The sequence below is a fragment of the Candidatus Manganitrophaceae bacterium genome (genome assembly GCA_016200325.1).
GTDB lineage: Bacteria > Nitrospirota > Nitrospiria > SBBL01 > Manganitrophaceae > Manganitrophus.
Map to the genome: position 1 here is coordinate 142,726 of JACQEZ010000007.1, position 13,947 is coordinate 156,672.

Below are 13,947 nucleotides of genomic sequence, written 5' to 3' on the forward strand. Positions count from 1 at the left end.
ATAAATCAGGAGGAGAGCTGCCATGAATAAATCGGCCACGCACCTGTCGGATACCGCCCTCGGAGAAACCCCCCTCTCTAGCGAAGCGCTTGACCGGATCGATGCCTACTGGCGCGCGTGCAACTATCTCTCCCTCGGGATGTTGTATCTCCAAGAAAATCCGCTGCTGCGGGAGCCGCTCAAGGCCGAGCATATCAAACGCCGCCTGGTCGGCCATTGGGGATCGGACCCCGGTCAGAGCTTTGTCTGGGTTCACCTCAATCGGCTGATCAAGAAAGACGACCTGAACATGATTTATCTCTCCGGCCCCGGACATGGCGCCCCGGCGGTGCTCGCAAATGCGTATCTCGAGGGGCGGTACTCCGAAGTCTATCCCGAGAAGAGCGAAGATCTGGAAGGGATGCGGCGGTTCTTCAAGGAATTTTCTTTTCCGGGCGGGGTCGGCAGCCATTGTACCCCCGAGACGCCCGGGTCCATCCACGAAGGGGGCGAGCTCGGGTATAGTGTCTCGCACGCGTTCGGCGCCGCCTTCGACAATCCCGACCTGATCGCCGCGGTCGTCATCGGGGATGGTGAAGCCGAGACCGGGCCGCTGATGGGATCGCTCCACTCCAACAAATTTCTCAATCCGATTCGCGATGGCGCCGTCTTGCCGATCCTTCACTTAAACGGCTACAAGATCGCCAACCCGACGGTCCTGGCGCGGATCTCGTCGGAGGAGCTGCATCAACTCTTTTCCGGGCTCGGCTGGAGCCCTTCCATTGTCGCGGGAGAAGATCCTCTGATCATGCACCAGAAAATGGCGGCGACGCTCGAAGCGTGCATTGGTCAAATTCGCTCTATTCAAGCGGAGGCGCGCCGGAGCGGCACCCCTACCCGGCCGCGGTGGCCGATGATCGTCCTCCGGACCCCGAAAGGCTGGACCGCTCCCAAAGAATTAGACGGTCACAAGCTTGAAGGCTCCTGGCGGGCGCACCAGATCCCGATCGCCGATGTCGCGACGAATTCGGCCCATCTCAAAATCCTGGAGGATTGGATGCGGAGCTACCGGCCGGAAGCGCTGTTCGATGAGAAGGGAAGGCTTGTGCCGGAGCTGAAGGCGCTCGCCCCCGCCGGCAATCGGAGAATGAGCGCCAATCCGCATGCGAACGGCGGGCTGCTGCGAAGAGCGCTTCAGCTTCCCGATTTTCGGAGCTATGCCGTAGCGGTCTCCCGGCCGGGCGCGCTGGAGGCCGCGCCGACCTACCTTCTCGGACAATTTCTGCGCGACGTGATGCGCCGGAATACCGATAACTTCCGGCTCTTCGGGCCGGACGAAACGGCCTCCAACCGTCTGGAGGCGGTTTATGAAGCCACCAAGAAAACCTGGCTGGAGGATTACAGACCGGAGGATGCCGACGGGGGGGAGCTCTCTCCCGACGGCCGCGTGATGGAGATACTGAGCGAGCATACCCTCGAAGGGTGGGCGGAGGGGTATGTCTTGACCGGCCGTCACGCCCTCTTTGCCTCTTATGAAGCCTTTCTCCATGTGATCGACTCGATGGTCAATCAGCATGCGAAGTGGCTGGAGAAATGTAAAACCGAGGTCGCCTGGCGCGCCTCCATCCCTTCGTTGAACTTCTTGGTCACCTCGACCGTCTGGCGGCAGGACCACAACGGCTTTACCCACCAGGACCCCGGCTTTATCGATGTCGTCACCAATAAAAGCGCGACGGTCACCCGGATCTATCTCCCGCCCGACGCGAACTGCCTTTTGAGCACGGCCGATCACTGTTTGAGGAGCGTCGATTATATCAATCTGATCGTGGCCGACAAACAGTCCCATCTGCAATATCTCGACATGGAAGCGGCCGTAAAGCATTGCGAAAAGGGGGTCGGCGTCTGGTCCTGGGCGAGCAATGATCAGGGGGGCGAGCCGGAGGTCGTCATGGCGAGCGCAGGGGATATCGTCACCGCGGAAGCGCTGGCGGCCACCGCCCTTCTGCGCGAGAAGTTCCCCGATCTAAAGATCCGCTTCGTGAACGTCGTCGACCTCTTCCGGCTCCAGCCCGACACCGAGCACCCGCATGGGCTATCGGACGACGACTTCGATACCCTCTTTACGACCGATCAGCCGGTGATCTTTGCCTTTCACGGCTATCCCGCGCTCATCCACAAGCTCGCCTATCGCCGCGCCAACCACGACAACATGCATGTGCACGGCTACAAGGAAAAGGGGAGCATCAATACCCCGCTCGGGCTGATGATCCTAAACCAGGTCGACCGATTCAGCCTGGCGATCGACGCGATTAATCGGGTTCCCCGATTACAGGCCTCCGGCGCTTCCGTAAAAACCTGGCTGGAAGACCAAATTCGTCAGAATCTCGATTACATCAACGGATACGGCATCGACCAGGAGGAGATCCGGAAATGGAAGTGGCCCGGTGTGTAGCGGACGGCTATTGTGAAGCGGGGCGCAATAAGGCGGCGAGGTCGTAGTCGATCAGGTCGGAAATTTGATCGATCGTAATGTCCGCCGTGGGATAAGCGGCGGTCACTTGCGGGTCGAGCGCGTAATGTCCCTGGCGCGGCCAGACGGTCGTCAGTTTTTCCTTCCAGATCTTTTTCATTGCCGTCAAAATCCGTAGCTTATCATCGACCATAATATAATGATGCGCGGGAAAACGGCGCTCAACGTCATCCAACATCTCTTCTTTGTGGATGTAGATCAGCACCCGCCCTTCGGTCGCCTCCCAAAGCCCCGCGCGCTGCACTTTCCGCGGCTGGAAGACGACATCTCCATCCGACAGGATGACCGTCGGACCCCATACCCGCAGACGCTCCAGGACGTCGAGCGCGCCGGGGTAGAGTCGATTCGCAAAGGGGTAGTCGACCAGGAACGACGAAACGAGAAGGAGCCGCGGGTCACACTTCGCTTCGAGCCGATAGCGCTGTAAGGCGCCGAGATAATCGGCATAACCGAGCTCGGCGCGCAGCGCTTCGAAGATCGCACGGTACCGATCCCGGTTCTCCGCCCCGAATGCGCGTTCGAGGTGGTTCAGCAGATCGTCATTGACCCGGTCGTTGTTGAGCAGGGTGTTGTCGACATCGAAAAGAAAAACCACCTGATTCGGCTGTCTCATCTCACCTTTCCATCATCTCTTCCGCCATCGTCTTCCGCAGCACCGAGAGAGATCTCTTGCGTTAAGCCGAATGTATCAAGAGTGACCCCCCATAAACAACGGAAAAAACGATCGGTTCTTGTTTAGCCGGTTTGACTCAGCCAAATTAAATCCCATAAAATAATTCTAACCAGATTAAGTGAAGGTGGATACATGAGAAGCGCGCCATCCATAGGGGGAATCTGCCTCGCCGGTGGGCTCGGCCGGCGCATCGGCGGCCGGTTCAAGGCCTTTCTTCCCCTTCAAGAAGAGAGGATCTTTGATCGGCTCTATCGACTGCTCTCCTCCCTCTTTGACGAGATCGTGGTCGTCACCGATCGGTCGGAGGCCTTTGCTCCTTTTGAGGTGAAGGCGGTCTCCGATCGTCTGAGAGGAATCGGACCGCTCGGCGGGATCGATGCCGGATTGAGATCGCTGAAAAGCGATAAAGGATTCGTTGTCGCATCCGATATGCCGGGGCTCTCCGCCGATGCGATTCGGTGGATGATGGCGCAGAGCGGCCCCGAAGAGGTCTTGGCGCCGGTATTTCAAGGCCGGCCGCAGCCGCTGCATGCCATTTATGCGGTTGGATGCGCGCCGCAGATCGAGCCGTTTGCTGCCCGGGGTGGAAGGGCGCTCCACCGTTTTCTCTCTGAGGTTCGGACCACTTATCTCCCCCCAGAGGCCTTTCCCGCTGAAATCGATCTGAGCCGGGCTTTTTTCAACGTCAACACCCCTGAGGATCTGGAGGGGTGGCAGCGCCGCTGATTTTGTTCGGCCTCTCCTCGGGACCGAACGACCGGTTCCGTTTGAAATGGGTGATGAGGGATCAAGATGAAGCAGACACGGGACAGCATTGCAGATGTTTGGGGTCCTCGGACGCCGTATCGTGGAAGCTGGCCGGTCCGGGTCGATGAGCATCTCGTCGAGGCGCCGGAGCGCTGGGTGCAGTCGGCTTGTGTCCTCTGCTCCAATGGATGTGCGCTGGACATCGGCGTAAAAGGGGGGAAGATTGTCGGCGTCCGGGGGAGGGGAGCCGACCGGGTGAACCACGGCCGGCTTGGCCCGAAAGGATTGCATGGCTGGGTGGCGAACAGCAGTGCCGACCGGTTGACCCGGCCGCTGATTCGAAAAGAGGGCCACCTGCAAGAAGCCTCCTGGGAGGAGGCGATGGCGTTGATCGTCCGGCGCTCGAAAGAGATCCGCGATCAGCATACCAGCGGCGCCATCGGTTTTTACACGAGCGGACAGCTCTTTTTGGAAGAGTATTATACCCTCGGCGTCATCGGGAAGGCGGGCCTCGGCACACCGCACATGGATGGGAATACCCGGCTCTGCACGGCGACGGCGGCCGCGGCCCTCAAAGAGAGCTTCGGCTCCGACGGACAGCCCGGCTCTTACACCGACCTCGATACAACCGATGCGATCTTCGATGTCGGACACAACATGGCGGAGCAGCAGACGGTCCTCTACATGCGGCTTCTCGATCGGCGGCGCGGGCCGAATCCCCCTAAATTCGTCATCATTGATCCTCGGGCGATTCCCGCCGCCAAAGAGGCCGATGTCCATCTGCAGCTGAAGGTCGGGAGCAATGTGGCGGTGATGAACGGCCTGCTCCATCTGATTATCAAAAATAAATGGATCGACTCGGGATACATCGGGGCGCATACGATCGGCTTTGACGACCTCGAGAAGACGGTGCAGGCCTGGACCCCGGCGCGGGTGGAGCAAATTTCCACCGTGCCGGCCAAGAAACTCCAAGAAGCAGCCGAGATTCTCGGGACGGCGCCGACCCTCGTCTCGGCCGTCCTCCAGGGGTTTTACCAATCGATGCAGGCGACCGCCGCATCGTGCCAGGTGAACAACCTCCATCTGATCCGAGGATTGATCGGGCGCCCCGGCTGCGGCATCTATCAGATGAACGGCCAGCCGACGGCGCAGAACACCCGGGAGTGCGGCGCCGACGGCGATCTGCCGGCGTTTCGAAATTGGGACAACCCGAAGCATATCGACGAGCTCGCCCGTCTTTGGAACGTCGATCGGGGGATCATTCCGCACTGGACCCCGCCGACCCACGCGATGCAGATCTTCCGATACGCCGAGCAGGGATCTATTAAAATGCTCTGGATCAGCGCCACCAACCCGGCGGTTTCCCTGCCCGACCTGTCTCGCGTCCGGCCTATCTTAAAGAAAGAGGGGCTCTTCGTCGTCGTTCAGGATGCTTTTATGACCGAGACCGCCGCGCTGGCCGATGTCGTCCTCCCGGCGGCGATCTGGGGGGAGAAGACCGGCTGCTTTACCAATGTCGATCGGACCGTTCATCTTTCTCAAAGGGCGATCAAGCCGCCGGGTGAGGCGCGGGCCGACCTCGATATTTTCCTCGATTATGCGCGGCGAATGGATTTTCGCGACAAAGACGGCGCGCCGCTGATTAAATGGAAGACACCCGAAGAGGCTTTCAATGCCTGGAGAGAGTGCACGCGGGGCCGCCCCTGCGACTACACCGGAATCAGCTATGCCAAGCTGACCGGCGGGTCGGGGATTCAGTGGCCCTGCAACGAGGAGCACCCCGACGGCGCCACCCATCTTTACGCCGGAGGAGTATTTGCCACCGATCCGGAGCAATGTGAAACCTACGGGCATGACCTGCTGACCGGGGGGGCGGTGACACCGGAGAAGTATCGCGCCAAGGAGCCGAATGGGCGGGCGTTTATCAAACCGGCGGAATATCTTCCCCCGCACGAAGCGCCCGATGAAGCGTATCCCTTCTGGTTGACGACCGGCCGGATCATCTACCATTTTCACACCCGGACGAAGACCGGCCGCTCCAAGGCGCTGAACGATGCGGCGCCCGACGGCTTCGTCGAGATCGCGCCGACCGATGCCGAGCGGCTGGGGATTCAAGAGGGAGATTGGCTGGAGGTGACCTCCCGCCGAGGAAGGGTTCAGGAGCGGGCCCGGATCACCGGCATTCATCCGGGGCACCTCTTTATTCCTTTTCATTATGGATATTGGGACGAGCCGGGCCGACCGCGCGCCGCCAATGAATTAACCCTTACCGAGTGGGACCCGGTCAGCAAGCAGCCGCAATTCAAGTATGCCGCGGTCCAGATTCGGAAAATCGAACCGCCGGGGGAAGGAAAGCCAGAGGGCATCATCGGCAAAGCGGCCTCGGCGATCAAAGAATCGGCGAAGGAGATCAAGGAGACCTTGACGCCCGACCTGTCTAAGCGGGACGAACAAGGGCTGCATGTCGGCAATTACCTCGGCCTGCTTCATGGCAGCGAAGGGCAGCTCGCGCAGGCATTGTTGACCGTCGCGGAGCACCATCGCGACGAGCCCGATGTCCATTCTGAATGCAAGCTGCTCGCCGCTTGGTCTCATCAACACACCGCGGCGCTCCGTCCATTGGTACAGCGGTATGGCGAGGAGAAAAGCAGCGCGCCGGAGAATCTTCAGAAAGCGCTCTTTCATGGGCCTCGGACCGGCGGGATCGGCCTGCTGCGCGACCTGCATGACCTCTGGCTGCTCGCCAATGAGGTCCATCTCTGTTGGACCGTTCTGCTGCAGGCGGCCAGGGCGCTCCATGATGAGGAGTTGAAATCGGTCTGCAAGAAGCTCGACGGCGAGACCGAGCGGCAGATCGCCTGGCTGCTGACCCGAATCAAGCAGGCCGCCGCCCAAGCGCTCGCGGTGAAATAAAAAGATCAAAAGAGAGGGTGATTAGAAAATGAAAACCGAGAGGTTATCAGAGAACAGCGGCGGCAGGGGGCGCCGGTGAAAAAGGGGGTTGCCGCCCTTCCCGATCTGGTCTGGGCCCCGGTCGGCGCGGCCGTTCTGACCCTGATCGTCGGCCTTGCAGGGTTGGCGGTGGGTCAGCCGTGGCTCTTTCCGAGCCTGGGGCCGACCGCTTTTTTGCAGGTGGAATATCCGGAGCTTCCCTCTTCCCGCTTTTACAACACGGTGGTCGGCCACCTGGTCGGATTGGCGGCCGGCGTGGTGGCGGTGGTTCTGCTCCATGCCGGCGCGGCCCCGCCGGTCCTCTCGACAGGAGCGCTTACGCCGGTTCGCGTACGGCGCGGCCGTACTCGCCACCGGACTGATGTTGCTCGGCGTCCTCTTGCTGCGGGCCTCTCATCCCCCCGCCGCAGCAACGACCCTGCTGGTGGCCCTCGGCGGATTCAAGGTCTCCCTGCATACACTCACCGTGGTTGTCTCCGGCGTTTTAATCGTCGCGCTGGTGGGGGAGGGGCTCCGGCGCCTCCGTCTCGGAAGCCATTTATTTAGAGGAAAGGGCTGATTCAGGCCGTTTGCTCTTCCGGACGCCGGCGACGCGGCACGGACCTTCCTGTCCCTCGGTCTCCTCCCTTTGATGTCCGTCCGCTTCAATTCACTCTCCGAACGCCTTATCCCTTCGTATGATTTTGTTGCCCGATCCCGTTTCTCTACAATGGAAGAGGCGTCTCCAATAGGTGCGTCCTCTCAGAACGGTCGATCCCGTTGCGAAGAGGACGAAAAATAGGGATCTCATGAAGAGGGCGATTGATGTACAAACCGGATGAGGACAAAACGGATAGAAGAACGATTCATCGACCTCTCCCTCGGACGGCGCGCAAGCCGCTGGGGTTAGGTGTGATTACGGGGGCGGCGGCCGATGATCCGGCCGCCATCGGCGTCTTTGCCAGTGCAGGCGCGAAGATCGGCCAGAGACAAATAATAATGCAAATATCCTTCCATAATGAGCTCCGGCAAAATCGAGGTGAAGCGGGGGCTTGTAAACCCCGGTCCGATTATCTATCATTAGGATAATGAATGATGATCCTAAAATAAATATTTTAATCGTCGACGATCATCCTGAGAATTTGCTCGCTCTGGAAGCCACCTTGGAATCCCCCTCGTATCATTTAATCAGGGCGAGTTCCGGACAGGAAGCGTTAAGGCAGGCGAGAAGTTACAACTTCGCCGTCATCCTGATGGATGTGCAGATGCCGGGCCTCGACGGATTTGCCACCGCAAGACTGATCAGAGAGTTAAAAAACGCCGAGCACACCCCCGTTATTTTTATGAGCGCCATTCATAAGGCCCACCAGCATATCTACAAGGGGTACTCGGCCGGCGCGGTCGACTATCTCTTCACCCCTTTTGATCCAGATATCGTCCGATCAAAAGTGGCCGTCTTCGTCGATCTGTTTAAAAAAAGCGAGCAGATCGCACAGCAAGCGCATCTCTTGCAGCAGCGGGAGCAGAGTAACTTACTAGAGTTGGATCTGGCGATCGAGCGGCGCCGGAACTTGGCCGAGGCGATGCCGCTGATCGTCTTTACCGCCCGGCCGGATGGGACGATTGATTACATCAATCAAAAGTGGTTTACCTATACGGGGCTCACCTTTAAAGAGAGTGTGGGGTGGGAGTGGACGAAGGCGATCCACCCGGACGATCTTCAAAAATGTCTGGATCGATTGACGGAGAGCATCCGGATCGGAGGGGGGGCCGACATGCGATGTCGGCTGAGAAACAAAGAAGCGGTCTACCGCTGGCACCTCATTCAAACGACCCCCGAGCGGGACCCCTCAGGGGAGATCATCGCCTGGCTCGGCTCCGCGCTCGACATCCATGATCAGAACCAGGAAGGGGAGAGGCCTGTAGAAAAGAGTGAAGCGTCTCCATGAAATTGGACTTTCCCAAAGGACTAGATCGTTCTTTCGAATAATCTCCCGAGAAGAAACGAAAGCTCCCAGTCGTCAAACGGCTTTTTCAAATAATCCGATGCCCCCATCTTAACCGCTTGCACAATCGTGCCGGTCTGCCCAATGGCAGAGAGAACGATAATCGGCACCGTCTTATCGATCTCCCTTATTTTTCGAAGCGTCTCGAAGCCATCCACCCTCGGCATCATAATATCCAAAATAACGGCATCCGGGGAGACCTTCTGCTTGATCTGGGCGAGCGCCTCCTCTCCGCCGGAAGCCAAGCAGACGGCGTATCCCTCCGAAGAGAGCAGGTCGGCCAAGTAGTGCCGAATGGACGGATCATCATCGACGACCAAGATCATTTTTTTCTGCTCGGATTCCATATGAATGGCTGCTCCCGGTTGGATAAAGATCGTTTATCGTTTCTTCTCTTGGCGTTCCGCCGCCTGAATGAATCGGCAACGTTCGATCGGTGAATTCATTTGTCCTAGAATCTACCCAGCTAAAATAGCGTATCATATCTCGACGCCTCGACGGAAACAAGAAAATATCGATTCAAGAGGGCCGGAATATTTGTTAACGGGGCTGGAGCCCGAGGAGCCAACCCGTTTATTATGACCCGCCCGATTCCGCGTTCAAGCGCGTGAACGGATCACTTGGTTTGAAAGGTTGATTTGGGTATGCGTTTGATCGAGGAAAGGGGACCCTGCCAGAGGTGCTGGAGATCAATACAAATGAAAAGAAGGAATCAGGGAGGAACCTCTGAGACTGTATCGTTGACCGGGTTATACGCTTCGGATGATCATCTGCCGTAAACCGGTTGTGAGATTGATCAGGACGCCTTTGTTTTCAAGGTATTCTAAACAGTTGAGCATCTCTTTTGTCTGAGAGAGTTTCTCTCGAAGGTCGCTGGTGTCACTCCCTTTTTGAAAACGATTCGGAAACAAACGTCGTGCTTCCCGGATGATTCTAGCTTCATCGATCGTTCTCGATTCTCTCCAGACGACCTCGACAAAATCATAAAATCGGCATGCGTCGTGTGGATGCGTCGGGGGGGTGTTCCACCATTCGGGTCGGAGCCACTTCTCAAGCGCCATTTCGATGTTCCGTGTGAATTTCACCTGTTACCCTCCGAACGATTTCCAGAGATTATACCATAAAAGGATACGATGTCGATCGACTCCTCGGAGATTGCAGAGGGGACCTGCGGGTCCTTTCCCCTCCGGAGGGCTCTTGCCTCCGCGTCCAGATCCCGGCCTCGGCTTGCGATGCCATTGAAATTTTATCGGGGGAAGGATTATGATGCTGCAATGTCGATGGAGTGGAGATGGAACCCTCTTTTTCAAAGGGGCAACCCCGAACAGAGCGCATTGGCCCCGGCCTTCTTCTGCAGATAAACCTTCTGGGACCGTTTCAGATATTGCTTGATGGAAGGTCTGTTCCCGCCAAGGTGTGGGACCGCCGTCAGACCCCCTCGCTGCTGAAGCTGCTCCTCACCGCACCCGGAAAAGCCTTTTCGTCTCAAGAGATCATCGATCACCTCTGGCCGACCCTGACGCCCGAGGCCGCAGCCAAGAGTCTGCGGGCAACGGTGAGCAAGCTGCGCAAGGTTCTGGAGCCCGATCTTCTCCAGGGGCGCCTTTCCAAATATATCGAGACCGGCGCCGCCGGTTATACCTGGGTCGGCTCGGCGTCTGTCTTGGATACCGATGCGGTCCGCGCCGCGCTCGAAGAGGGAAAGGCGAACCGGCAGGCCCATCGGTGGGAGGAGGCGCGGGCCGACTATCAACGCGCCCTGTCCTATTTTCGCGGGGAGTTTCTCTCCGACGAGCCGGAGAGTGATTGGACCGTTGCGCCCCGTCAGCATTGGCGCGCGGTTCAACAGGCCCTCCTCTTTTCAAAGGGGGAATGCCACCTTTCGCTCGGCCAGTACGCTTCGGCGATTGAGAGTTTTCAGGCGATGGTCGAAAAGGACCGATGCCATGAGGAAGCCTATCGGCAGTTAATGCTCTGTCATTATTTGAGCGGACACTTCAATGAGGTGGCCCTCCTTTTTCGGCAATGCGGTCAGGCGATGAAGGAAGAACTGGGGGTCGAGCCCTCGGAGGAGACGGCTCGGCTCTATGAGCAAATTCTCCGGCGGCGCGTTCCCGGAATCGATAAAACACCCCGGTCGCCGCTTCCGATCAAAAAGCCTCCTTATTCTTTAGGAAGGATGGCGTTTATCGGTCGAAAAGAAGAGGTCGGGGTCATTGCCTCCTACATCGAAGAGGCTTTGAATCGGAAAGGGGGGATCATCGCGCTCGGCGGAGCACCGGGGATCGGGAAGACGCGGCTTGCGGAGGAGATGCTCCTCTATGCCCGAAGCCGCTCCTGCTTGACCGCGGGAGGGCGATGTTACTCGCCGCAGTGGCGACGGCCGTATGAGCCGTTCGCCGAAATTTTTCGACAGATTCTGAAAGGGCCGGGCCGGGATGCGCTTCTGGCCCTCTCTCCCTTTTGGCTTGCCTGTGCATCCCAGATCGTTCCGGAGCTTGCCGCGCCGAAGGATGGACCGATCCCGCCGGCAGTCCCTCTCGATCAAGAGAAACAGCGCCTCTTTGAAGCAGTCATCCGCTTGCTGATCGATTTCTCGATCCAACATCCGCTTGTTCTCCTGTTCGATGACCTCCATTGGGCCGACGATGAAACATTGCAGCTCCTTCACTATTTTGTCCATCAAATTTCGAGCGAGCCGATTCTGATCTTGATGACCTATCGGGCGGAGGAGGGAGCTTCCAACCGTTTCTTGGTTCAGTTGCTGACCGCCCTCCAGCGGCTCTCTTCCCGGAATCTGGTCCTCCCCGAGCTTCCGACCGAGTCGCTGCTTACCTTGTTTCGGAAGATGAGTCCGAAAGAACAACTCCCTCCGGGGATGGAGCAGCTGGCGCTCCGCATTCACCGAGAGGCGCAGGGAAACCCGCTCTTTATGGTGGAGCTCCTTCAATCACTTCTTGAAAAAGGGATCTTTAAAGTAAATAACCGTGGAAAGTGGATCGACACCCAGGAAGAGGGGAAGTCGGTCGCCTCACACCACTGGGAGATCCCTCGCGGGATTCGGCAGGTGATCCGTTCCCGGTTGGAGCGAATTGCGCCCGACCGGAAGCTTGCCCTGGAAATGATTTCCACGTTAAGCCAAGGGTTTTCTCAACACTTTTTGGAAAAGGTGCTCGAAGGAGAAAAAGGGAGCGCCTCGGAAATTTTAGACGCGCTGATGAGGCTCGGGTTTGTTCAAGAGGAGCCTCAGGTCAAAGGGATCTATCGATTCGCTCATGAAAATATCCGGCAGACGATTTATGAAACGTTAACATCGGGGCGGAAGAAAGACTTCCATTTAAGAATCGGAGAGACCTTAGAAACGCTCGGCGGAGCAGATCGCCCGCTCCAGGCGCTGGCGCACCATTTTTTCATGGCGGAGGCCTGGAGCCGGGCCTATCCGTATACCATGCAAGCCGCCGAGGGGGCGCAGCGCACCTATGCTTTCGGCTCGGCCCTCCTCTTGCTCGATCAAGCCGAGCAGATCTTAACGTTGCACGGTGCCGGTTTTCTGATCCCGTCGGACCTCCTGCGGGAGAAGCTCAGACTTTTGCAAATTAAAGATCATGTTTTAGACGGGCAAGGGGATCTTAAGAAAAGAGAGAAGGTCGTGGCCGAGCGGGTGCGGTTAGCGAGGAGCCTCTCCGATCCGGTGGAGCTCGCCTCAGCCTATCTGGCCCTCTGCGGTCTTCATGAAGCGAGCCGAGGATGGTCCGAAGCGTCCGATCTTGCAAAACAGGCGTTGGCGCTGTATGAAACCGAAAAGGACAGAGGGGGAATGGCGAGGGGGTATCGCGAGCTCGGGTATATCTATTGGCAATCGAATCAATTTGAGAAGGCGCTGGTGGCGAATCAAAAGGCGCTTGCACTCCATGAGGAGACGGAAAACGTCAGCGGTGTCGCCGGTGATCTACACAACCTGGGGCAGGTTTATACCAGCATGGGAGATTTTGAGAAAGGGCTGGAATATTATCGGAAGGCGCGAAGTGCGTTCGAAAAGGTGGGCGGACACCAATCCCGCACGCTGAATATTTTTTCGAGGATCGCCCGACTGACCGGCAATTTAGACGATGCCCTCTCCAGCACGCTGCAGGCGATTGAGTCGGCCCATGAGGTGGGGCATCACTTTGGCGAGTGGCACTATCTGATGAATGCCGCCTCGCTCTGGTTTACGATGGGGAAGCGCGATCGTGCGCTCGAGGCATACCGCTCGTCTATTGAAGCGATAAAAAAAACGGGGGGGAACCCCGGCTGCATCGGACACTCTCTGCGCGGAATGGGGATTGTTTATAAAGAGGAGGGGAGTGCCGATCAGGCGGCCGCCTGCTTTACAGACGCCGCCGCCCTCCTTTTGGAGTCGGGGGAGCTGCCGGCCTGGGCCGAGGTCTGCCGGCGTCTCGGCGAATTAATGATGGAGGCCTTCCAACAAGGGGAAAAAGCGCTCCACTATTACCGGAGCGCCCTCTCTCATTACCGAAAAGAAGGGCCGTCGGAGGCGATTGCCCCGCTTCTAAACCGGATCGGCTATGCCGCCTGGAGCTGTGGCCGATCGGAAGAGGCGATTCCGTTCTACCTTGAAGCGCTGGAGTCGGCCCGAGAGAAAGGGGACCGTGCCATGATCGGGGCGACACTCGCCCAGCTCGGCGTCGTCTACCGGGAGACCGGCCGATTTCAAAAGTCGCTCGAATGCACCCTGCAAGCGCAGCTCGTCGCCCAATCGCTTGCAGATCGTGCTGCGGAAGGATATATTGCATCGAGCCTCTGCGAAACCTATCTTTCGCTGGGGAAACTTCCGGAGGCCGAAGCGGCCGCCCGGGCGGCGCTGGCGCTCCGCTCCGGTTCTCGCTCCGATTTCGGAGCGGCGCAGGAAGATCCCTGGGCCCACTTTCGCCTCGGAAAGGTCCTCCTTCGGGGAAAGAAGAAATCGGAAGGACGGCTCCATTTGGACAGAGCCCAATCGTTGGCCGAAACGTCGGGCGACCGGGCGCTTCTCGAAGAGATCGCGGCACTTAAATCGAAAGCTTAAACAGAGAGGGGGGTAT

General features: G+C 58.3%; 10 protein-coding genes. 6 read left to right on the forward strand and 4 right to left on the reverse strand.

The features are described from left to right. Positions 1-22 precede the first annotated feature (22 nt). A complete protein-coding gene (locus HY282_05005; protein ID MBI3803103.1) occupies positions 23-2,431 on the forward strand; it encodes a phosphoketolase family protein in 2,409 nt (802 codons plus the stop codon). Positions 2,432-2,438: 7 nt separating this feature from the next. Here the strand turns inward: HY282_05005 and HY282_05010 are convergent, their stop codons facing one another. Further along, a complete protein-coding gene (locus HY282_05010) occupies positions 2,439-3,122 on the reverse strand; it encodes an HAD family hydrolase (protein MBI3803104.1) in 684 nt (227 codons plus the stop codon). Between the two features lie 192 nt (positions 3,123-3,314). Here HY282_05010 and HY282_05015 point away from each other — a divergent pair, with 192 nt between their 5' ends. Together HY282_05015 and HY282_05020 are read left to right on the forward strand one after the other, a co-directional pair. Next, a complete protein-coding gene (locus tag HY282_05015; protein MBI3803105.1) occupies positions 3,315-3,908 on the forward strand; it encodes a molybdenum cofactor guanylyltransferase in 594 nt (197 codons plus the stop codon). 66 nt (positions 3,909-3,974) lie between these two features. Next, positions 3,975-6,842 (forward strand): nitrate reductase, encoded by a 2,868-nt coding sequence (locus tag HY282_05020; protein MBI3803106.1) that lies wholly within the window; start codon positions 3,975-3,977, stop codon positions 6,840-6,842. Positions 6,843-6,863: 21 nt separating this feature from the next. Here HY282_05020 and HY282_05025 read toward each other — a convergent pair whose 3' ends face one another. Beyond that, positions 6,864-7,160, reverse strand: a complete 297-nt coding sequence (locus HY282_05025) for a hypothetical protein (protein ID MBI3803107.1) — start codon at positions 7,158-7,160, stop codon at positions 6,864-6,866. Between HY282_05025 and HY282_05030 the strand changes: the two genes are divergently transcribed. Both HY282_05030 and HY282_05035 read left to right on the forward strand, forming a co-directional pair. Next, positions 7,159-7,440: an HPP family protein gene (locus tag HY282_05030; protein ID MBI3803108.1), complete on the forward strand. Its 282-nt coding sequence runs from the start codon at positions 7,159-7,161 to the stop codon at positions 7,438-7,440. The genes HY282_05025 and HY282_05030 overlap by 2 nt on opposite strands. Positions 7,441-7,948: 508 nt before the next feature. After that, positions 7,949-8,809 carry a response regulator gene (locus HY282_05035; GenBank protein MBI3803109.1) on the forward strand — a complete coding sequence of 287 codons (861 nt, stop codon included), beginning with the start codon at positions 7,949-7,951 and terminating at the stop codon, positions 8,807-8,809. 20 nt (positions 8,810-8,829) lie between these two features. Here HY282_05035 and HY282_05040 read toward each other — a convergent pair whose 3' ends face one another. Next, positions 8,830-9,213 carry a response regulator gene (locus tag HY282_05040; protein ID MBI3803110.1) on the reverse strand — a complete coding sequence of 128 codons (384 nt, stop codon included), beginning with the start codon at positions 9,211-9,213 and terminating at the stop codon, positions 8,830-8,832. Between the two features lie 402 nt (positions 9,214-9,615). Continuing rightward, complete coding sequence (locus HY282_05045) at positions 9,616-9,951, reverse strand: hypothetical protein (GenBank protein ID MBI3803111.1); 336 nt, start codon at positions 9,949-9,951, stop codon at positions 9,616-9,618. A 206-nt stretch (positions 9,952-10,157) separates the two neighbouring features. Between HY282_05045 and HY282_05050 the strand changes: the two genes are divergently transcribed. Continuing rightward, entirely contained in the window at positions 10,158-13,931 is a 3,774-nt protein-coding gene (locus HY282_05050; GenBank protein MBI3803112.1) for a tetratricopeptide repeat protein, read from the forward strand. The last annotated feature ends 16 nt before the right edge of the window (positions 13,932-13,947 follow it).

Excerpts from the sequence above, each read along its gene's own strand:
- HY282_05030 (MBI3803108.1), top strand. The coding sequence starts at position 7,159 with ATGCCGGCGCGGCCCCGCCGGTCCTCTCGACAGGAGCGCTTACGCCGG.
- HY282_05025 (MBI3803107.1), bottom strand. The coding sequence starts at position 7,160 with ATGGAGCAGAACCACCGCCACCACGCCGGCCGCCAATCCGACCAGGTG.
- HY282_05035 (MBI3803109.1), top strand. The coding sequence starts at position 7,949 with ATGAATGATGATCCTAAAATAAATATTTTAATCGTCGACGATCATCCT.
- HY282_05020 (MBI3803106.1), top strand. The coding sequence starts at position 3,975 with ATGAAGCAGACACGGGACAGCATTGCAGATGTTTGGGGTCCTCGGACG.
- HY282_05040 (MBI3803110.1), bottom strand. The coding sequence starts at position 9,213 with ATGGAATCCGAGCAGAAAAAAATGATCTTGGTCGTCGATGATGATCCG.
- HY282_05010 (MBI3803104.1), bottom strand. The coding sequence starts at position 3,122 with ATGAGACAGCCGAATCAGGTGGTTTTTCTTTTCGATGTCGACAACACC.
- HY282_05050 (MBI3803112.1), top strand. The coding sequence starts at position 10,158 with ATGGAACCCTCTTTTTCAAAGGGGCAACCCCGAACAGAGCGCATTGGC.
- HY282_05015 (MBI3803105.1), top strand. The coding sequence starts at position 3,315 with ATGAGAAGCGCGCCATCCATAGGGGGAATCTGCCTCGCCGGTGGGCTC.
- HY282_05005 (MBI3803103.1), top strand. The coding sequence starts at position 23 with ATGAATAAATCGGCCACGCACCTGTCGGATACCGCCCTCGGAGAAACC.